General features: G+C 36.5%; 18 protein-coding genes. 7 read left to right on the top strand and 11 right to left on the bottom strand.

What is annotated here, in order from left to right; genetic code table 11:
• On the bottom strand, window positions 1-2,790 hold the full coding sequence (gene uvrA / locus CA834_RS09350; RefSeq protein ID WP_094968424.1) for an excinuclease ABC subunit UvrA: 2,790 nt from the start codon (window positions 2,788-2,790) through the stop codon (window positions 1-3).
• 232 nt (window positions 2,791-3,022) lie between these two features.
• Between uvrA and CA834_RS09345 the strand changes: the two genes are divergently transcribed.
• A complete protein-coding gene (locus CA834_RS09345; protein ID WP_094968423.1) occupies window positions 3,023-3,607 on the top strand; it encodes an RNA polymerase sigma factor in 585 nt (194 codons plus the stop codon).
• Between the two features lie 230 nt (window positions 3,608-3,837).
• On the opposite strand, the gene CA834_RS09340 is transcribed toward CA834_RS09345, so the two are convergent.
• The gene (locus CA834_RS09340) at window positions 3,838-4,497 is read right to left on the bottom strand and encodes an endonuclease III domain-containing protein (RefSeq protein ID WP_094968422.1); all 660 of its coding nucleotides are present in this window, start codon (window positions 4,495-4,497) and stop codon (window positions 3,838-3,840) included.
• 36 nt (window positions 4,498-4,533) lie between these two features.
• On the opposite strand from CA834_RS09340, the gene bcp reads away from it, so the two are divergent.
• Window positions 4,534-4,989 carry a thioredoxin-dependent thiol peroxidase gene (bcp, locus tag CA834_RS09335; protein ID WP_094968500.1) on the top strand — a complete coding sequence of 152 codons (456 nt, stop codon included), beginning with the start codon at window positions 4,534-4,536 and terminating at the stop codon, window positions 4,987-4,989.
• An 85-nt stretch (window positions 4,990-5,074) separates the two neighbouring features.
• On the opposite strand, the gene CA834_RS09330 is transcribed toward bcp, so the two are convergent.
• Window positions 5,075-6,523 (bottom strand): nicotinate-nucleotide adenylyltransferase, encoded by a 1,449-nt coding sequence (locus CA834_RS09330; RefSeq protein ID WP_094968421.1) that lies wholly within the window; start codon window positions 6,521-6,523, stop codon window positions 5,075-5,077.
• A 90-nt stretch (window positions 6,524-6,613) separates the two neighbouring features.
• Here CA834_RS09330 and CA834_RS09325 point away from each other — a divergent pair, with 90 nt between their 5' ends.
• A complete protein-coding gene (locus CA834_RS09325) occupies window positions 6,614-7,375 on the top strand; it encodes an MBL fold metallo-hydrolase (protein WP_094968420.1) in 762 nt (253 codons plus the stop codon).
• A 2-nt stretch (window positions 7,376-7,377) separates the two neighbouring features.
• The gene (locus CA834_RS09320) at window positions 7,378-7,881 is read left to right on the top strand and encodes a hydrolase (protein ID WP_240507554.1); all 504 of its coding nucleotides are present in this window, start codon (window positions 7,378-7,380) and stop codon (window positions 7,879-7,881) included.
• A gap of 1 nt (window position 7,882) precedes the next feature.
• On the opposite strand, the gene CA834_RS09315 is transcribed toward CA834_RS09320, so the two are convergent.
• From CA834_RS09315 to CA834_RS09295, 5 genes are all read right to left on the bottom strand, one after another.
• Entirely contained in the window at window positions 7,883-8,530 is a 648-nt protein-coding gene (locus tag CA834_RS09315) for an alpha/beta hydrolase (RefSeq protein ID WP_094968419.1), read from the bottom strand.
• A 3-nt stretch (window positions 8,531-8,533) separates the two neighbouring features.
• Window positions 8,534-8,863 carry a hypothetical protein gene (locus CA834_RS09310; RefSeq protein ID WP_094968418.1) on the bottom strand — a complete coding sequence of 110 codons (330 nt, stop codon included), beginning with the start codon at window positions 8,861-8,863 and terminating at the stop codon, window positions 8,534-8,536.
• On the bottom strand, window positions 8,860-10,116 hold the full coding sequence (locus CA834_RS09305; RefSeq protein ID WP_094968417.1) for a dihydroorotase: 1,257 nt from the start codon (window positions 10,114-10,116) through the stop codon (window positions 8,860-8,862). The genes CA834_RS09310 and CA834_RS09305 overlap by 4 nt, the downstream gene beginning before the upstream one ends.
• Entirely contained in the window at window positions 10,113-12,038 is a 1,926-nt protein-coding gene (locus CA834_RS09300; RefSeq protein ID WP_094968416.1) for a BatA domain-containing protein, read from the bottom strand. The genes CA834_RS09305 and CA834_RS09300 overlap by 4 nt, the downstream gene beginning before the upstream one ends.
• A 71-nt stretch (window positions 12,039-12,109) precedes the next feature.
• Complete coding sequence (locus CA834_RS09295) at window positions 12,110-13,114, bottom strand: glycosyltransferase family 2 protein (protein ID WP_094968415.1); 1,005 nt, start codon at window positions 13,112-13,114, stop codon at window positions 12,110-12,112.
• Window positions 13,115-13,217: 103 nt separating this feature from the next.
• Between CA834_RS09295 and CA834_RS09290 the strand changes: the two genes are divergently transcribed.
• Window positions 13,218-15,110 carry a M61 family metallopeptidase gene (locus CA834_RS09290; protein ID WP_094968414.1) on the top strand — a complete coding sequence of 631 codons (1,893 nt, stop codon included), beginning with the start codon at window positions 13,218-13,220 and terminating at the stop codon, window positions 15,108-15,110.
• A gap of 104 nt (window positions 15,111-15,214) precedes the next feature.
• On the opposite strand, the gene CA834_RS09285 is transcribed toward CA834_RS09290, so the two are convergent.
• Together CA834_RS09285 and CA834_RS09280 are read right to left on the bottom strand one after the other, a co-directional pair.
• Complete coding sequence (locus CA834_RS09285; protein ID WP_094968413.1) at window positions 15,215-16,702, bottom strand: S10 family peptidase; 1,488 nt, start codon at window positions 16,700-16,702, stop codon at window positions 15,215-15,217.
• Between the two features lie 54 nt (window positions 16,703-16,756).
• Window positions 16,757-17,521, bottom strand: coding sequence for a TIGR02757 family protein (locus CA834_RS09280; protein ID WP_094968412.1), 765 nt, complete (start codon window positions 17,519-17,521; stop codon window positions 16,757-16,759).
• Window positions 17,522-17,640: 119 nt separating this feature from the next.
• On the opposite strand from CA834_RS09280, the gene CA834_RS09275 reads away from it, so the two are divergent.
• The gene (locus tag CA834_RS09275) at window positions 17,641-18,630 is read left to right on the top strand and encodes a 2-hydroxyacid dehydrogenase (protein WP_094968411.1); all 990 of its coding nucleotides are present in this window, start codon (window positions 17,641-17,643) and stop codon (window positions 18,628-18,630) included.
• Window positions 18,631-18,676: 46 nt separating this feature from the next.
• Window positions 18,677-19,378 carry an SDR family NAD(P)-dependent oxidoreductase gene (locus CA834_RS09270; RefSeq protein ID WP_094968410.1) on the top strand — a complete coding sequence of 234 codons (702 nt, stop codon included), beginning with the start codon at window positions 18,677-18,679 and terminating at the stop codon, window positions 19,376-19,378.
• Between the two features lie 265 nt (window positions 19,379-19,643).
• On the opposite strand, the gene CA834_RS09265 is transcribed toward CA834_RS09270, so the two are convergent.
• On the bottom strand, window positions 19,644-20,024 hold the full coding sequence (locus CA834_RS09265) for a Rid family detoxifying hydrolase (RefSeq protein WP_094968409.1): 381 nt from the start codon (window positions 20,022-20,024) through the stop codon (window positions 19,644-19,646).
• Window positions 20,025-20,053: the final 29 nt, after the last annotated feature.

Below are 20,053 nucleotides of genomic sequence, written 5' to 3'. Positions count from 1 at the left end.
TTAAATTTTATCTCGTAGATAATGGCCAGTAACTGATTTAGGGTTCTTTACAATGTCTTCTGGTGTACCACAAGCTACTAAATTTCCTCCATTTTTACCACCTTCCGGACCTAAATCGATAATATAATCAGCACATTTAATTAAATCGATATTGTGCTCAATTACAATTATGGAATGTCCTTTGGAAATAAGTGCTTTAAAGGATTTTAAGAGATTTTGAATATCGTGAAAGTGCAATCCTGTTGTAGGTTCATCAAATATAAAAAGGGCATTTTGACTATTGCTGCCTTTACCGAGAAACGTCGCCAACTTTATACGTTGTGCTTCTCCTCCAGATAGAGTAGAAGAGGACTGCCCCAGCGTTACATAGCCCAAACCAACATCCTTTAAGGGCTGTAATTTATTTTTAATCTTGGTTTGTTTATGAGTTTCAAAGAAATCTACAGCATCATCAATGGTCAAATTCAAAATATCATCAATGGATTTACCTTGAAAATTAACCTCTAGGACTTCTTTTTTAAATCGTTTACCGCTACAGGTTTCACAAGTCAGGTGCACATCTGCCATAAATTGCATTTCAATAGTCACTTCACCTTCACCCTTGCACGTTTCACACCTTCCACCATCTACATTAAAGCTAAAGTGCTTAGCGCGATAATTTCTTATTTTACTCAGTTTTTGAGAAGCAAATAAAGATCTAATGTCATCGTAGGCCTTGATATAGGTAACAGGATTTGAGCGAGATGACCGGCCTATAGGATTTTGGTCTACAAATTCTATTTGTTTAATGGTATCGAAATTCCCTGTTATTTCAGTGAATTGTCCTGGTTTATCGCTAAATCCAGTCAGCTTTTTTTGGATAGCAGGGTACAATATTTTCTTGACTAGGGTACTTTTTCCACTACCAGATACGCCTGTAATTACGGTGAGCATGTGCAGCGGGAATGTAACATCTATGTTCTTCAAATTATTTTCGCGGGCACCAATTACGTTAATATTGTACTTAGACGTTTTGCGCTTTTCGGGAACCTTGATTTCCATTTGCCCATTTAAATAGCGCGCCGTTAGCGTATCGGCAACCAAGATATCCTTATAGCTCCCAGTAGCTACAACCTCTCCACCAAAAGTACCGGCTTCTGGACCAATATCAATAATCGTATCAGCAGCTTTCATAATATCTTCATCGTGTTCTACAACGATGACGGTATTCCCCAAATCCCTTAATGATTTTAAAACATTAATTAGGCGCTCTGTATCTTTTGGATGTAACCCTATGCTTGGTTCATCCAAAATATACATAGATCCAACCAAACTACTACCAAGAGAGGTGGCTAGATTGATTCGTTGGCTTTCCCCACCGGATAAAGTATTGGACTTTCTGTTTAAGGTCAAATAGTTTAGACCAACATTAGAAAGGAATTCCAGTCTACTGTTAATTTCAGTTAAAAGACGTTTTGCGATTTTTTGGTCGTAAGCATTGAGCTTAACTTCTTTAAAGAAATCAGTTAATTCATCAATGGGCAAGTCAACCAAATCTGTGATAGTCGCTCCATTGATTTTCACATAACTTGCTTCCTCACGAAGTCGTTTACCTTTGCACACATTACATTTGGTTTTACCACGGTAACGCGAAAGCATCACTCGGTTTTGAATCTTGTAGGCCTTTGCTTCTAATTCTGCAAAGAATGTATCTAGCCCTTCAAAATAAGTATTACCAGACCAAATAAGCGCTTTTTGTTTTTCACTTAACTCAAAGTAGGGTTTGTGGATTGGAAAATCGAATTTATGCGAATTGTTAACCAATTGATCTCTATACCAGCTCATACTTTCACCACGCCATGGAAATATGGCATTTTCATAAACGGAAAGTGAGGTGTTTGGAACAACTAAATCCTCATCAATACCAATAACATCCCCATAACCTTCACATTTTGGACAAGCACCATATGGGTTGTTGAAACTAAACAAATGGGCATTAGGTTCTAGAAAGGACACGCCATCTAGCTCAAACTTGTTATTGAACATGGTTTGGTCATTTGTTGCAAGCGACTCAATGATACAAGAACCTAAACCTTCAAAAAACGCAGTTTCTATGGCATCGGCCAAACGATTTAAAAAATCTTCATCATCCTTAAAAACAATCCTGTCCACAACGAGATAAACGTCGTCTTTTGATTTAATTGCTTCTTTTAGGGTGTCATCAATTCGCATTACGTCCTTATTAAGCTTAATACGCGAATAACCTTGTTGTAAAAGGGTCTGAAGTTTATTCTCCATTGTTCGTCCCTCTTCTAATTGAATCGGGGAGAGCAATAGCAATTTAGTTCCTTCATCAAATTTTGATATAAAATCGATGACGTCCGTGACCGTATGTTTTTTAACCTCGTTCCCTGAGATCGGTGAATAGGTCCTACCGACTCTTGCAAAGAGTAATTTTAAATAGTCGTAGATTTCTGTAGTAGTTCCAACGGTTGACCTCGGATTAGTTGAATTTACTTTTTGCTCAATGGCTATGGCCGGAGCAATCCCTTTAATGTAATCTACCTTTGGTTTGTTCAATCGTCCTAAAAACTGACGCGCGTAACTTGATAAACTTTCCACGTAGCGTCTTTGGCCTTCAGCATACAAAGTGTCAAATGCCAAGCTTGATTTACCAGAACCGGAGAGACCGGTAATTACCACTAATTGGTTTCTGGGGATGACAACATCAATATTTTTGAGGTTGTGTAATTTGGCCCCTTTGATAATGATATTTTGCTTTGGATTGACGTCTAAAATAGTAGAATTCATAGATTGGCTAAGTGAGTAATTTTGCAAAGATACTATATCTAACCGTCCTGTTAAAGTGTAGATATGTTAGATAAAATGTTAAAATTTGATATGAAATTTTGCTTTTTCGAGATGATTGTTGTTATATTTGGCACATAATCACTTAAAACATAACCGCGTATAGCATAATATTACTTTAAACAAAAAGCTAAAACCCCAAGCCTGGCTTTGTCTAGGCATTAAAGTAACTATTATGAAGAAGAAACTTATCCAAGACGCGGAATTGGTCAGCAATTACATAAATGGAGATGAAGCCGCACTTTCGGTGCTTGTTCACCGCCATAAACAGAAAATTTACAGTTTTATATATTCCAAGGTTTATGATAGGGATATTACAGAAGATATTTTTCAGGATACCTTTATAAAGGTTATTAAAACCCTAAAACGTGGAAAGTATAATGAGGAAGGTAAATTTCTTCCTTGGGTTATGCGGATTGCCCATAATTTGGTTATTGACCATTTTAGAAAGAACAATAGAATGCCAAAATTCGATAACTCTGGCGAGTTCAGTATTTTTTCAGTGTTAAAAGATTCTAGTTTAAATGCTGAAAAAAGTATAATTAAGGAACAGGTTGAGTCTGATGTAAGACGAATTATCGAGGAGTTACCAGAAGACCAAAAGAACGTGTTGATGATGCGCATTTATCAAGACATGAGTTTTAAGGAAATTTCTGAGCGTACAGGCGTAAGTATCAATACTGCATTAGGCCGAATGCGATATGCGCTGATTAATATGCGCAAGGTAATTGAGCAAAACAATATAGTTTTAACAAATTGATACAATAAAGTAATATTGAGCACGTTTTAGTCATAAGATTAGTTTAAAAATTAATAATATGGCAAAAATTTACTCTCAGAAAACCCCTAAAACAATTGACTTACAACCAAAAGATGAAACGATTAGTTTCCTCTTGAATTACTCTAAGGCTTTAAGTGTTATAAATTATAATAAATTGAAGTTTGAAGCACTTCTAAATTAAGTTGGAGAAAAGTCCTGATTAGCTAAAATCAGGACTTTTTGCTTTTATAGTAGTTTTTTAGCACAGATTTTCTTCCAATGGTTTTGGTAATAATATCTTTTTCTAAATCCCAGCCTCTAGCTGGCGAATACTCACGGCCGTACCAAATAATCTGTAGATGAAGGTCGTTCCAAAGATTTTTAGGAAATAAACGCTTGGCATCTTTTTCTGTTTGAACTACGTTTTTACCAGTAGTTAAATTCCAACGATACATCAATCTGTGGATATGCGTATCTACCGGAAATGCAGGAATACCAAAGGCCTGCGATAAAACTACAGCTGCGGTTTTATGACCAACAGCTGGTAGAGCTTCCAATGCTTCGTAGGTTTGTGGAACTTTTCCGTCGTGCTCTTCAATTAATATTTTAGATAAACCATGGATGCCCTTACTTTTCATCGGGGATAGTCCAACAGGCTTTATAATGTTTCTAATCTCTTCGACACTTAGTTTAACCATATCATAAGGATTATCTGCACGTTCAAATAAAATTGGGGTAATTTGATTTACCCTAACATCAGTGCTTTGAGCAGACATCAATACAGCTATAAGCAAGGTATAAGGATCTCTATGTTCTAAAGGAATGGGAATTTCAGGATAGAGCTGATTTAACGTATTTATAACAAACTCTACCTTTTCTTGCTTTGTCATTCATTGTATTTTTACATGAACACAAATTTAAAAAATATGACACATTTAAAAGCAGGAGATAAAGCACCAAATTTTTCGGGGCAAGACGAATCAGGAAATACGGTTTCATTATCTGATTATAAAGGCAAAAAATTAGTTGTTTTCTTTTATCCAAAGGCCAGCACACCGGGTTGCACCGCAGAAGCTTGTAACTTGAACGATAACTTTGACCGCTTTAAGTCGCAAGGCTACGAAATTTTAGGTGTTAGTGCGGACAGTGCAAAAAGACAGTCTAATTTTAAAGATAAATACGGTTTTAAATATCCATTAATTGCGGATGAGGATAAATCAGTTATAAATGCTTTCGGCGTTTGGGGGCCAAAGAAATTTATGGGTAAAGAATATGACGGTATACATAGAACAACTTTCATTATCGATGAAAACGGTGTTTTGGAAAATGTCATTACCAAAGTGAAAACTAAGGCTCATACAGAACAAATTCTAGATAAGTAATTGTAAATATTGTGGAGAAAAAAAAGCGGCTTCAATTCAACTATTCTGATATTGAGGCCGCTTTCTGTTTAATAAGGTTGTGATATTAGTGCATAACTTCCTCGGCCTCATAGCCAAAAAGACTTTTTTCTTTAATGAGCTTGGCTACACCTTCGGGTAACATAGCCTCCCAGCCTTCTTCACCCTTGGCTATCATTTTGAGTACTGTCCTTGAGAACACAGATAGTATAGATGGATCATAATCTGTAATGTCAACAACCTTTCCGTTGTATTTAAAGAACTTGTAAAGCTCTTTCATCCTAGGATGCACCTTAAGGTTCTCGCTATTCGTGACACTTCCATCCTCATTTTCCATTGGGTATAGATAAACCCTTAAATCTTTGTAAAATAATTTCCCAAACGCTTCAAGAATACCACCACTTAAATGGCGATAATATTTTTCGTCAAATATATCAACCAAGTTATTGACTCCCATGGATAAGCCCATTCTGTTTTTGGTATACTGAGAGAAATATTCTACGAGCTTGTAGTATTCCTGAAAATTAGAAATCATTACCGTCTGTCCAAGCGAACATAACAACCGAGCTCTGTCCATAAAGTCTTGCTCATCGATTTCACCTTCTGCCCTTAGGTTGGAAAGTGTAATTTCGAAAATGACTTGCGTATTTTCCTTACTTACTTTGTTTTCCTTAATAAACATTTCGTAAGATTTCTCGAACATATCCATGTTTACCTTGGTTACGGGTCTAAAACTTCCCCTTAAGGCAAGAATATTTTTTTTGTAAAGTACACGTGCAGGTAAAACGTTGTTGCCATCTGGAGCAAACATTACCGCATCAGTCATACCATTCTTTACTAACTGTAAGCTCATCAATCGGTTATCAACATCTTTAAAAACCGGACCTATAAAATTGATGGTGTCAATTTCTAGTTGGTCTTTGTCCAAGTGGTCATAAAGGTAGCGGAGTAATTTCTTCGGAACATTATACTTATAAAATGCCCCATAAATCAGGTTAGTTCCTAATTTACCTAAAGTTTCCTGTTGCAATCTGGCATCGTTCTCTTTAAACCGAATATGAAGTACAATATCATTATATTCGCCATCTGGTGTAACTTGAAATTTAATTCCTACCCAGCCATGTCCTTTATATTTTTTTGCAAAATCGATGGTAGCCACCGTGTTGGCATAAGTGAAAAATATCTTAGTGGGATGCTTTTCTCGCGTAATACGCTTTTCCATTAGGTCTATTTCATGGTTAAGCATTTTTCGCAAGCGCGCTTCGGTTACATAGCGTTTGTCATTTTCAATTCCGTAAATGGCATCGCTAAAATCCTTATCGTAGGCAGACATGGTTTTAGCAATTGTTCCAGAAGCACCGCCTGCTCTAAAAAATTGGCGAACAGTTTCTTGACCAGCACCAATCTCGGCAAACGTACCATAAATGTCTTTGTTAAGATTAATCCGTAAGGCTTTGTCTTGGAGAGATGGGATATTCTCAAAGTTCGAATCGCCTTCATACGTGATTTCTTCCATAGATTTCGGGTTTACAACGTTTTAGCAAAGGTACTCAATTACCTAAGCAAACAAAAAAATAAGCGTATTTTTGTCATAAAATTAATAGGCTTGAAAGTAACATTTCTGGGTACCGGAACGTCGCAAGGAATACCAATTATAGGCAGTAAACATCCTGTTTGTTTAAGCGAAAACACAAAAGACAAACGACTACGGGTCTCTGTTTTGGTAGAATGGGAGGACTATACCTTTGTTGTTGATTGTGGGCCTGATTTTAGGCAACAAATGCTCAGGGCTGGGGTAACACGGATTGATGGTATTGTTTTTACACATGAGCATGCGGATCACACCATGGGTTTAGACGATATTAGGCCATTCTTCTTCCGGCAAGGTGATATTCCGCTATACGCCCATAAACGCGTGTTTAAGTCACTAAAAAAACGATTTGATTATATTTTCACCTCAAAGGACAAGTATCCAGGTGTCCCAAGTGTTATAACACAAAATATTGAGAATAAACCTTTTGTATTAGGAAACATAGACGTAATTCCTGTAGAGGGCCTTCATTATAAATTACCGGTTTTTGGATTTAGATTTAAGGATTTTGCTTATCTAACCGATATGAAGACCGTGGACGACAAGGAGATTGAGAAGCTTAAAAACCTAGAGGTATTGGTTGTAAATGCCTTACGTATAGAGCCGCATATTTCGCACTTTAATCTTTCTGAAGCCTTAAGTTTTATAGAAAAAGTAAAACCTAAGCGTGCTTATTTGACGCATATTAGTCATTTGCTGGGTTTTCATAATGAGGTACAAGACCAATTACCCGATAATGTATTTTTGGCATACGATAACCTTCAAATTACCATTTAGATATGAAAAGTAGAATATTTATGTATTTATTTATTTTTTCTGTACTGTTGATCATATTTCAGTATGTCAATTCAAAAAATATCATAGATAAATACGAAAAGGATATCAGAACCTATAAAACAACTATTGAGGACAATCAAAAAAAAATTGATAGTCTCGATGAACTTAATTTCGAATTGAGCTATTTCAATATTGACAGAAACCAAGATGCCATAGATTACTTTGAAGCTCAAGGCTACGACACTGACGAGTTAATTCCCGCCATTAAAGAAGGCTTGTATAAAATGAATGATTATACTGGTGAAGAACACCCTATTGTACCTTTTGTATCTCTTACGGGTACAAAATTGGTTATCAATAAGGTTAGGATTTTGAATCATAAATGGATCGTGGCCAATTTTACGGATGGAGAATATTGGGGAGAGATTTTTGTGACTTATGAGATTGACGCTAACAATGATTTAAAATATAAGCTCGTAGAGTATTTTATGTACCCGAAGATTTAAATTAAATGTGCTCAATAAGCCATTCTTTAAAGTCTTTAAAGTTATTGGGTGCGACACCATGTCCAACAGGATATTCCTTATAACTATAATTTATGTGTAGTGCTTTAAGGAAATCTGGTGTTTTTCTGGCCCATTCAACTGGTATCACTTGGTCTTGACTTCCATGGGAGCAGAAAAAATTTAAATGTGAAACCTCGTTGTCTTCAATTTTATTGGGCAGGAGCTCTTCATTGATATAACCGCTTAGGGCCACTACGTTTTTCACCTTATTTGGATAATTTAAGGCAACGGCGTAGCTTAATATGGTCCCTTGGCTAAATCCTAATAGAGTTACGTTTTTAGGGTCTACAGGATGGTTTTGACAGGCGTAATCTATAAACTTAGCAATGATTTCAACAGAGCGTTTAGCCTGCTCATTATCGCTCCATTTTCCTTTTTCAGCATTAAAGTTTATAGCATACCACGCATTTCCATAAGGTTGCATGCCGTAAGGTGCTCGTAGAGAAATAATAAAAAGTTCTTCGGGTAATTCTTGAGCAAAAGAAAATAAGTCATTTTCGTCACTGCCATAACCATGGCACATAATCATTAACGGTGCATCTTTTTTAAGAGTAGAGGGTCTTTTAACGTAAAATAGCTTAGATGACATAGATTATCCTAAGGATTTAAACAGTTTTTGAAAATATGGACCTAGTAGGGGCACATTATGAAGTTTACCTGTGATAGCACCCGCAATACCATAAACAAAAAGAACTGAAAAAAATATCCAAAAGGAGTAGGTTAGCATCCAGCTGTCAAAGCCACTAACAATGTACCCCATGATGAAATAGAGTAACCATAGTCCCAATGCTTGTCTTATATGAAATGACGTAAATGAATTGCGTTTCTCTTGATTCATAAAAAATGCTATCAACACACCTATCAATGTGATATATGCCACTATGGCCAAGCTTTTGCCTTCTTGAATAGTAGACTGGTTCATAAATTGATTAGAATTTTTGAATTGGCGATGATGCCATAAACCTTACCTTTTAGGTTTTGTCCTATAAAAGCACTATTCTTTGATTTTGAAAGGATATTTTCTTTTTTAAATGTATAATTTGTGCTTGGATTGAATAAAGTTAAATCAGCTTTTTCCCCTTCTACTATGGGTCTTTCGGGAATATGAAATCTTTCCTTCCCATTGGTTAGCAATGAAATGGCCTTTTTTGTAGTAAAGATAGTTTGAAGTGCTCCAAATGCTGACTCTAGTCCAATTGTTCCATATTTTGCATAGTCAAACTCTACTTTTTTGTGCTCAATATCAAGGGGATTGTGATCTGATGTTACCATATCAATAGTGCCATCCTTGAGCCCTTCAATTAAGGCTTCGCAGTCTTTTTTCGTCCTTAATGGTGGTAGTACCTTAAAATTGGTATCAAAGTCTGATAAAAAATCATCAGTAAAGAAAATGTTGTGTAAGGCAACACTGCAGGTTACATCAAGCTTTTTAGCCTTAGCCTCACGGACTAATTCTACTGATTTAGATGTTGAAATGGTAGGTATATGTAGTTTGCCCTCAGTATATTCCAATAAAAATAAATCTCTGGCCACCTGTAATTCTTCCGCTAAGGCCGGGTTACCTTTTAGGCCTAATTTTGTGCTATTCACTTCCTCGTTAACGACTCCTAAACCTGCTATTTTCTGTTCTTGTGGAAATGAGCAAACCAAACCGCCAAAACTAACGGCATATTGCAATGCTATTTTTAATAGGTTGGGGTTGGAAATAGGTTTTTGGTAGTCGTAAAAGGCTATAGCGCCAGCATTTTGCATGTCAAACAACTCTGCCAAATCCTTACCATTACTAGACTGGGTTAGCGCCCCTATTGGATAAAGCCTTGTAGCGTGATTTTCTGCTTTCGATTTTACAAAGGTTATATCGGTATTGCAATCTATAACAGGATTGGAGTTTGCATTTAATGCTACCGCGGTAAACCCTGAGAGAGCAGCTGTTTTTAGCCCATTGCTTATTGTTTCTCGCTCTTCGTATCCTGGCTCGCCAAAAGACACACTACTGTCAAACCAACCTTGGGACACATGAAGATTCTCAAGATTTATCTCTTTATAGTTATTAGGATTTGAAATGCGTTTAGCAATCTTTGAGATTCGACCTTTTTCAATTAAAATATCTACGGTCTCATTATGGAAATCACTTTTAGAATCAACGATAGTTGCAGATTTTATGAGTGCGTTCATTTAAGATATTTTAGTAGGAGCATCTCCAAGATTAGAAACACCAGTGCAAAAATAACAAACCATTTCCATAGGGCGTTAATATTTGCGTTACTTTTTATGGCTTCGATACTTATAGAAAGTTGGTTGTCCACGGTAATGTCTTTGAGGTTGCCAAGCTCGTGGTAACTCAAACGACTTTCAGTACGCGGATAATTAAAACTGAGATTTTGTAATGACTGATTTTTGTTTTTAACATTTAAAATGCCTGCGGTATTGGGAAATTCATCTGTTTGAATTATAACCGATTTACTGTAGCTTTTCTGTAATGGGATCACCGAGGATTCCCCAGACACTAAATTTAAGATATCGTCTTGGCCTAAAACAACTGGAATGGCAATGGAATTAGGCTGCCCAATGGTATAGTACAGTTTCGGTAATTTTAAACTTTGTAGCCCTAAATTATAGAATACCGGTACTATTAATTGAGAATTTTTAAAATTTGAATTGGTCGTATTCAAGGCCGATGAAAAGATGTAAGTATTTTGTTTTCCAATCAAGAAGGCACTTCCATCTTCATAAGATAAAACGCGATTGGCAGAAGATGAGAATTGAAAGGATTCTTTGACTTTTGGATATTGAAAGTTTGAGACCCTGGCATAGAAAGCGTTTTGTAATAGGGGGTGATTATAGTTAATGCTTGTAACTCGCTTGTCTTTAAGGGTTATATCTTTAAAGGGGGAAATGTTTAAATCTTTAAATAATTGATTATAAGAATCTAAAGTTATGGTAAGTGAAGGAATTATTAATAAGCTACCACCGTCATTTTTAAAAGTCAAAAGAGCAGTCTTAAGGGCATTTGGTATGGTTTCCAGCTCATTTAAAACAATTAAATTTTGATCGGGAATAAGATTGAAATTTAAAGCGTCTAATGTAAACGCATTGAATTCAAATTCATCTTCGGTATAAATACGGTTTAAGAAATTAGCTTCCGTTGTGGCATTAATTGCCAATACCTTGATCTTTGGTTTCTCATTGATATTGAAATATAGAGTATTGTCATAGGACAATCCTGTATCATCTATACTGAGTTTACCCTTAATCGAGGTATTGGCCGGAATCGTAAAAATAGTTTTAGCCGCATCATCAATATCTACAGCACTTTTAGCTATTAAAGCATCATTGTTAAACAGTGATAAGGATACATTCTCTGCAGGGTCATTTAGGTTACTCAGTTCAACAACCAAGTCTAGTGTTTCTGCGGTATTGTTGTCTACGTAAACACTGTCAATGCTAACATTACGAACCAAATTAGACCTCAGTTGTACGACTTTTAAATTAAACAAACTGTCTTGTTCAAAATCTATTGGAGCTCCGTTACGTTGAAAGTCCGATACCAAAATAAGATTCCTTGTACCGTTAGTGCTTTTAGAAAACATTTGTTTTCCCTTAAGATAAGCGGCGTCGTAGCTCAATTGATTTGGTGAATATGATAACTGAATCAATTCATTTTTAAGTGCTTTAACCGTAGTATTTTTAAATATTTTATCATTTGTGAATAGGCTAATAGTTTCATCTTCAGGTAATGAAGTGAGGATATCTTGTATGGCTTCATTCAGTAACGATCCATTGCGGCCTGGCGCCTGCATACTGAAAGAGTTATCCAGATAAATGACGATATCCTGTTTTTCATTGAAATTTGCTGTATTCGGAATAAATGGTTGAGCAAATGCTAAGATAACAGATGTTAATAGTAATAACCTGGCAAGAAGTGTCAGCCATTTTTTAAGTTGGGAACTTCTCCGGGTTTGGAGTTTAACCGCCTTTAAAAACTTTACATTGGTGAATTGAACTTTTTGAAATCGCCGTAGTTGAAATAAATGTATCAGTATAGGAATGATTAATAAAACAAGCGCATAAAGTAATTCTGGGTGTTTAAACTGCATTCCTATGGTGTAGAGTTGTAGGCCAAAGATAGAAAATGCCTAGAGATAAGGAATAGGCGCTTTTGAGAAATTTAACAGAAAAAGAAATAGTCAATCATAGATGTCATGTGGTTCTGTTTGAAATAAGCCCTAATTTCAAATTGTGCCTTGTCATTGGCGACAGTCACAATACTTTGCGGATGCAATAGTTGGTTTAAATAGTTAAAATTTAAAAGTTCTTGGCTGTAGATGTGTTTTCCAATTTTATTTGGATTGTCGCAAATCCAATGAAATGGAATATTGTTTTTTATCAGAAGTTTAGCCACCGTTTTACCCTTAGAACCTGCGCCCCAAACGGTAAGTGGTCGATTCGAATCATAATTTAATTGTAAAAAATAATGCACTTTTATATCTAAAAAATAGTTTTGTGCATAATGTTCGTGTGTTCTTGAGGTTCTAGTACTATAATCGCGCCAATAGAGTAGCACTTCATCACAGGGAATACACTTATATCCAGCCTTATAAAACCTAAAGGTTAGATCGTAATCTTCAGGATATCTGTTTGACTCAAAACCTTCGCAGGCCACAAAATCATTACGGCGCAGCATCCAACACGGTGAGGGTATAACACACTCTTTATAGATTTCAGAATAATTACTGCCTTTTTGGGTTAGGCTATTTATCCATTGCTCATACCTTGCATAACCGTCACTTACGCCATTCGCCCTAAAATATTTTACTTGACCTACGGCCAAATGATTGGGTCCGTGTTTTAAAAGTTGTGAAAGCATCCAACCCAAACGATTTTTGGCCATAATGTCATCGCTATCCATTCGCGTAATATAATCACCCGAACTTAGATTAAAACCGGTTCTTAAGGCCTCAATAACCCCTGTTCCCTTATTCCTCGCCAGACTTATACGCTTATCTTTTTTAGCATAGCCTTCAACGATTCCATTAGAATTATCACTAGAATTGTCATCTACAAATATAGCTTCCCAATTTTGGTGAGTTTGTTGCAGAATAGATTCGATGCATTCCCCTATAAAGGGTTCAGTATTTTTAAAAGGGGTTAATATGCTTATTAAAGCGCTCATGACCGCACTAATATAACAATACTCATTTTAACATAAACTTTAGAATTTGCCTTGTAACAGATTGTAGATTTGTACGTCTTGTAAAAAAACTAAAAACTAAAACATGAAAAGATATTTAGCGATTATAGGTTTAAGTTTGGTCCTTGTTGGCTGTGGTTCGGTTAAACCAAAAGCAGATGATTTGGCAATAAGCAACCCGATTGAAACCGCTTTAGATTTAACGGCAGTAACAGACGACAAGGTTCCTGTAACCATAAATCCCGGTCGTTTTACTACGGAAACAGTTACCTACCGTTTGCCAAGAGTCGTTCAGGGAACGTATTCTGTAAGTGATTTTGGAAAATATATTGATGATTTTAAGGCTTTTGATTATGATGGTAACGAGTTATCTGTGACTAAAATTGACACCAATAGTTGGACGATTACAAATGCAACCCAATTAGACAAGTTGCAGTACTATGTCAATGATACTTTTGACATAGAAACCGGTGGTGGTATAGGAGGGGAGCAGCCTTTTTCACCAGCAGGAACAAATATTGAGCCTGAGAATTATGTGCTAAACCTCCATGGGTTTGTGGGGTACTTTGATTCCTTGAAAAACAATCAATACACGCTAGATATAACTGCACCTGCAACGTTTAAACGCACTTCAGCATTGGCAAGTACAGGGATGAAATCAGGTCCTGATGGAACCACAATAACCAGTAGCTATTTTGCTCCTCGTTATTTTGACATTACAGATAACCCAATGATGTACGGTAATCTAGATGTGGAAGAGTTTATGGTTGGTGATATTAAAATTGTATTGAGTTTATATTCACCAAACAAGGTTCATACAGCTGCAAGTCTTAAAGAGACGGCCTTCGAAATGATGAAAGCACAAAAAGCCTATTTGGGTGACATCAATAGCACAGCGCGTTACGACATCTTCTTGTACCTTTCTGAAGGTAAAGAAAATTCTCCAAAAGGTTTTGGTGCACTTGAGCATCACACATCAACAGTAGCAGTTTTTCCAGAAAGTACACCTTTAGAGGGTTTAAAGAGTTCTTTTATAGACGTGGTGGCCCATGAATTTTTTCATATTGTAACGCCATTATCTGTGCATTCTGAGGATATACATTACTTTGATTATAACCAACCGACCTTCTCTAAGCATTTATGGATGTACGAAGGGGTCACCGAATATTTCGCACAACATTTTCAGGTTTATGAGGGCTTAATAGATAACGATAAATTCTACAAAACAATTACCCAAAAGATTGGCACCTCCAAAATGTTAGATGACACCATGAGCTTTACTGTGATGAGTGAAAATGTTCTAAAAGAGCCTTATGCCTCCAGTTATTATAACGTCTATATGAAAGGGGCATTAATTGGTATGTGTATTGATATTTTAATGCGAAAGGAGAGTAATGGACAGCGTAGTATGTTATCCTTGATGAAGGAACTATCCACTAAATATGGAAAGAATAAACCCTTTGAGGATGATAAGCTAATCGCAGAAATAACTAGAATGACCTATCCAAGTGTTGGTGACTTCCTAAAGACACATGTAGAAGGTGATGTCCCAATTAATTACAACGAATTTTTCGAGATGGTTGGTCTAAAAATGGGCGAATCTGAGGTTGAAACTAATTTCATATTTGCTGGCGGACAAAACATTATTTTTGATGGCGATCAAGCTAAGGGTACAATTTTCTTTTCCCCAATGGCTTTAAAAAATTCGTTTTGGGCATCGCAAGGAATTCAGGCTGGTGATGTTATTAAGAAGGTGAATGGCCAGGAATTAACGCTTCAAAATGCTCAGCAGGTTATAGGAGGTATGTTTATGTGGAAAGAGGGGCAAGATATAACAATGGAATTGGAACGTGATGGAGAGCCTGTGGCGATAGAAGCAACATTGACCAAACCCATGGCTACCAGTGAAACTTTAATTGAAAATCCTGAAGCTACTCAAGAACAAATTACATTGCGAAATGCCTGGTTAAAAGGGTAGTTTGATTGATATATAAAAAGAAAAAGGCTTCCACTTTGGAAGCCTTTTTTTATGGTTTTTTATCATTCAGAATTCATTTCAGAATCTATTTCCAATTCGTAATGTTAATACTTCGCTGACTTTCCTTTAGGCAATGAACTTTCAATAAAAGCTCTTAAATCATCATTGGCCTTTATAAGGTCTTCGTTTCGCAAATACATCATATGGCCACTGCGGTAACCTTTAAAGGAAAACCGATTCTTTAGTTTTCCACTTGGGTCAATTTGCCATTGTGAATATTTCGCTGCAAAATAGGTGGTTGCGCCATCATAATAACCAGATTGTGTCATGACTTTTAAATAGGGATTTTGTGCCATTGCTTGGCGTAGGTTGTCCCTAGTATTGTCGTTAGAATCATCCCAATTCCCAACATTACCAAACACATTGTATTTTATATCGGTTTTAAAACCTAATTCATTTTGAATGTAGTAATTAATGGCAGGGGTAAAACTATGAAGCCAAGAGGTGAGTTCAGCGCTATAATCAGGCGCAGATCCCGTTTCGACCTTGTCAATACCGATATAACGCGAATCTAGGCGGCCAATAGTTTCCCCTGTTTTGTCTCGGAGTAATTCTTTCCAAAAAAATCGGTTGGGAACGTCTAAATTTTGTTGTAAAATTACCTTTTCTGATAAACCAGAATAATAACTCATCTGTTTGGCGATAGCCTTCTTTTCCGTTTCGGAAATAAAACCACCTTTGGCGATGGCCGGCATTAAATCATTGATAGTAAAATCCTCTACTTCAGGCAAAATTTCTAAAAGGTCTTTGTTTTGAAGTGCAGCGGGTAACATTTTGTGATACCATGCGGTAGCTGTATAATAAGGTAGATTTAAACTTGAGGCCACAGGACCGCCAACACGAAGGACTTTATAATCTGCAGGAGAAACCATTATAACACCATTTAAGTACATCCATTGGCTATTCTGTAGTGCTAAAGATAGACCCATTACCCGTGTACCACCGTAGCTTTCACCAATAATATATTTAGGCGATTCCCAACGGTTATGGCGTGTGGTGAAGGTATTCATCCAACTTGCTAAGTAGGTAATATCGGCATTTACACCAAAGAAGAGCTTATCTTCAGGCATTTTGCCATCTTTATCTGCCACTTTTCTAGAGTAAGCTGTATTAACTGGATTTATAAATACAATGTCAGCCACGTCTAGAATGGAGTTTGGATTATCTTTAACACCATAGGGTTGCACAGGATACCCTTCCTCATCGATTTTTAAAATTTTCGGACCAGTATAAGCTAGATGCATCCAGACCGAAGCAGAACCTGGTCCACCATTAAAGGAATAAATGATTGGTCTATTATTCCCTTTAGTATCGTTAGTGCGTTTGTAATAAGTGTAATATAAAGAGGCTATCAGTTTACCTTCCTCATCCCAAACAGGTTGAAAACCAGTTTCAGCCTGGTATTCTACGACTTTTCCTTTAATTTTTACACTATTGGTGGTTATGTAAGCCGTATCTACAGGGATTTTTAAATCCTGGGAAAAGCCATAGGCAAAACTAATCAATGCTAGGAGTATAAAGCGGTATTTCATCTTTTTTAGAGGGTTTTAATTTAGTGTCTAAAGGTACTAAAAGCCTAACGATATTTAGAACCCTTCAAAAACGCCTAAGCCAAAAAGAGCAAAGTCATATTTTACGGGGTCATGTGGGTCAAGACGTCTGAGATTCTTATCCAATTCAGCTAGGGCCTTAGCGTCGTTCTGCTTGCGATTTAAAAGGCCTAATTTTCTTGCGACATTGCCAGAATGCACGTCAAGTGGACAACTTAGTTGCGCAGGAGAGAGGCTTTTCCATATTCCGAAGTCAACACCGGCATTATCCTGCCTTATCATCCAACGTAAATACATATTAATTCGTTTAGCTGCTGAATTTTTTAACGGATCTGAAACGTGTTTTTTGGTTCGCTGAAGGTGTGGAGTTTCAAAAAACACCTTTTTAAACTCATGGATGGCATTTTGTAATGACTTGGCCTCCGCGTGCCGAGAAAAAACAGCTTCAAGACCATCATGATGTTCGTAAATATGCTTAAGGCTTTTTACAAACTGCACCAAATCATCCCCATTAAAGGTGCGATGCACAAAGCTTTGTAGAACGTCTAGGTCCTTCTTTTTATGATTTATTATAAAGTCAAAAGGCGCATTGTCTGTAAGTTCCATCATTTTCTTGGCATTGTTGATAATACTCTTACGGTTTCCCCAAGCAATTGTGGCCGTAAGAAACCCTGAAATTTCAATATCTTCTTTATTTGAAAAATCGTGTGGTACTTGAATGGGATCCGTCTCCAAAAATTTTGGATGGTTGTAGAGGGCAACCTTACTGTCTAGAAAATCCTTTAATTCTTTTGTTTTCACAAGCTATAAATATGAGTGCAAAAATATGGATAACATGGTTAAAAATTCTTTAATTGCAGATAGATCCTTGTGTAATCTAATGCTTCTCCTTATACTCACTTCAGTAAATACTTATTTCTATGAAAATTGCAGTTTTTAGCACCAAACCTTATGACAGGGACTATTTTGAAAAACACCCTCAAGCGTCAGAATATCAGTTGCATTATTTTGAAACCAACTTAACCGATGATACCGCAAGTTTGTCCAAGGGTTTTGATGCAGTTTGTGTTTTTGTTAATGATAAGGTGCACGAATCCGTTATAAAGGTATTAGCCAATAACGGTGTAAAGTTGATTGCCCTTCGCTGTGCGGGCTATAATAATGTAGATGTTAATTCGGCAAAAGCACATGGTCTTAAAGTAGTACGCGTGCCTGCCTATTCACCACATGCCGTGGCCGAACATACTATGGCTTTAATACTCACTTTGAATAGAAAAACACATAAGGCCTATAACAGAATAAGAGAAGGAAATTTTTCGTTAAATAACCTTATGGGTTTTGATGTATTCGGTAAGACCATAGGTGTTGTTGGAACTGGTCAGATCGGTGCGGCATTTTGTAAAATCGTGAAGGGTTTTGGATGCAATATAATAGCGTTTGACCTTTATCCTTCCGAGGAACTAATTGCACTAGGTGTAACCTACGGATCTGTTGAAGATGTTTTTAAGACCTCAGATATTATATCGCTGCACTGCCCTTTAACGGAGGACACCAAGCATATTGTGAACTCCTCATCCATTGAGCTAATGAAAAATCACGTTATGATTATTAATACAAGCCGAGGGGCATTGATAAATACATCAGATATAATTAAAGGTTTATCGAGCAAAAAAGTAGGGTTTTTAGGTATTGATGTTTATGAGCAAGAGGAGAATTTGTTTTTTAAAGACCTCTCGGAAAGTATTATTCAAGATGACGATATTCTGAGGCTTATGAGTTTTCCTAATGTATTGATTACATCTCATCAAGCTTACTTTACAAAAGAAGCTATGGAAGAAATTACAAGAATAACATATGAGAATTTAAGGGCTTACAACGCTGGTGAATTTTTGAAAAATGAGGTCAAATAAGTAATAACAATAAATAGGCGAAGACCTTTTAAAATTAAGAAGAGTTATGATTGACGTAAACGAAAAAAATGCCTTAATAACGGGTTCTAGTCGTGGTATCGGGCAGCAAGTGGCAAAGGGTTTGGCCAAATTAGGTTGTAATATTATCGTGCATGGTCGGACACAAGAAAACTGCAAAACAACACTGGACCTTCTCAGCCACTATAACATTAAGGTCTATTGTATATATGGTGAATTATCAAATGAAGATCAGATTTATGATTTAATAAATCAAGTAAAAAAATTAAACGTTAGAGTTGATATTTTATATAATAATGCTGCTGTAATGACACCTTATAACGTTGATATTTGGAATCATAGTTGGGAGGATTGGATGCTAAGCATGAAGGTCAATGTATTTGCCATGTATAAGTTGTGTGCTGCTTTTATTCCAGCCATGATTGAAAATGGTTTTGGACGTGTTGTTAACCTCGTTTCAGGAATAAAAGATCAACCTGAATTAATGCCATATGGAGCCTCTAAATGGGCGGTACTTAAATTAACTGATGATATCGCCGTTAAACTAAAAGATACAAGTGTAAGAATAAATACATTAGACCCAGGTTGGTTAAAGACGGATTTAGGTGGTGAATATGCAGAACATTCTGTTGAAGCAGTCTTGCCCGGAGCACTTGCTCCTGCATTAGTTGAAAACGACGGTGCAAATGGCGAAAGATTCTCAGCGATTGACTATCCTTATAAGTTGTAGGCACAAGGCTTATTAACATCCTAAAGGAATAACTTAAGCTATATGGCAGCTTTTAAATTGAGGATTACTATTTTAGGGTAGCAAGGCAGTATTTACATTTCGGTGATCTATTACCTAGTCTTCCTCATAAACCTGTTAAGGTTGGTATTGCCTCAATGTTCGAGTTATCTATAATAATAGAATAGATCGTAGATTTGTGTTAACCTTCACCTCAGGCTTACGATTGTAAGTCTAATTAATTTCTCAAATCCTTGAGTCAAAAGAATCATATGATGGCAATCATACTGATTTCTACATTGACATATTTGGGTAGATTGGCCACTTCAACCGTTTCCCTTGCCGGTGCAGTTTCTTCATTAAAATAGTTTGAGTATACTTCATTAATCTTAGCAAAGTTCTTCATGTCACTGATAAAAATTGAAGTTTTCACCACATTTTCAAAAGTCATCCCAGCTTCATAAAGAACAGCTTTCAAATTTTCCATAACTTGCTTGGTTTCGGCCTCTATACTTTCCTGAACCAACTCGCCAGTGGTTGGATGCAGAGCAATTTGACCAGAAGTATAAAGTGTATTTCCTGTTAATATGGCCTGATTATAAGCGCCTATGGGTAATGGCGCCTTTGTTGTGGTTATAATTTTTTTCATGCGTATACAATTAGATATTTAGCTTATTA

Origin of the sequence: Winogradskyella aurantia, from assembly GCF_002266855.1 — a bacterium.
GTDB classification, from domain to species: domain Bacteria; phylum Bacteroidota; class Bacteroidia; order Flavobacteriales; family Flavobacteriaceae; genus Winogradskyella; species Winogradskyella aurantia.
The sequence above is the reverse complement of the archived record's forward strand: the minus strand, read 5'-3'. Positions and strand labels throughout refer to the sequence as shown.

Bases quoted from the DNA above. Each gene is read 5' to 3' on its own strand.
- uvrA (WP_094968424.1), bottom strand. From the start codon at position 2,790: ATGAATTCTACTATTTTAGACGTCAATCCAAAGCAAAATATCATTATC.
- CA834_RS09345 (WP_094968423.1), top strand. From the start codon at position 3,023: ATGAAGAAGAAACTTATCCAAGACGCGGAATTGGTCAGCAATTACATA.
- CA834_RS09340 (WP_094968422.1), bottom strand. From the start codon at position 4,497: ATGACAAAGCAAGAAAAGGTAGAGTTTGTTATAAATACGTTAAATCAG.
- bcp (WP_094968500.1), top strand. From the start codon at position 4,534: ATGACACATTTAAAAGCAGGAGATAAAGCACCAAATTTTTCGGGGCAA.
- CA834_RS09330 (WP_094968421.1), bottom strand. From the start codon at position 6,523: ATGGAAGAAATCACGTATGAAGGCGATTCGAACTTTGAGAATATCCCA.
- CA834_RS09320 (WP_240507554.1), top strand. From the start codon at position 7,378: ATGAAAAGTAGAATATTTATGTATTTATTTATTTTTTCTGTACTGTTG.
- CA834_RS09315 (WP_094968419.1), bottom strand. From the start codon at position 8,530: ATGTCATCTAAGCTATTTTACGTTAAAAGACCCTCTACTCTTAAAAAA.
- CA834_RS09310 (WP_094968418.1), bottom strand. From the start codon at position 8,863: ATGAACCAGTCTACTATTCAAGAAGGCAAAAGCTTGGCCATAGTGGCA.
- CA834_RS09305 (WP_094968417.1), bottom strand. From the start codon at position 10,116: ATGAACGCACTCATAAAATCTGCAACTATCGTTGATTCTAAAAGTGAT.
- CA834_RS09300 (WP_094968416.1), bottom strand. From the start codon at position 12,038: ATGCAGTTTAAACACCCAGAATTACTTTATGCGCTTGTTTTATTAATC.
- CA834_RS09295 (WP_094968415.1), bottom strand. From the start codon at position 13,114: ATGAGCGCTTTAATAAGCATATTAACCCCTTTTAAAAATACTGAACCC.
- CA834_RS09290 (WP_094968414.1), top strand. From the start codon at position 13,218: ATGAAAAGATATTTAGCGATTATAGGTTTAAGTTTGGTCCTTGTTGGC.
- CA834_RS09285 (WP_094968413.1), bottom strand. From the start codon at position 16,702: ATGAAATACCGCTTTATACTCCTAGCATTGATTAGTTTTGCCTATGGC.
- CA834_RS09275 (WP_094968411.1), top strand. From the start codon at position 17,641: ATGAAAATTGCAGTTTTTAGCACCAAACCTTATGACAGGGACTATTTT.
- CA834_RS09270 (WP_094968410.1), top strand. From the start codon at position 18,677: ATGATTGACGTAAACGAAAAAAATGCCTTAATAACGGGTTCTAGTCGT.
- CA834_RS09265 (WP_094968409.1), bottom strand. From the start codon at position 20,024: ATGAAAAAAATTATAACCACAACAAAGGCGCCATTACCCATAGGCGCT.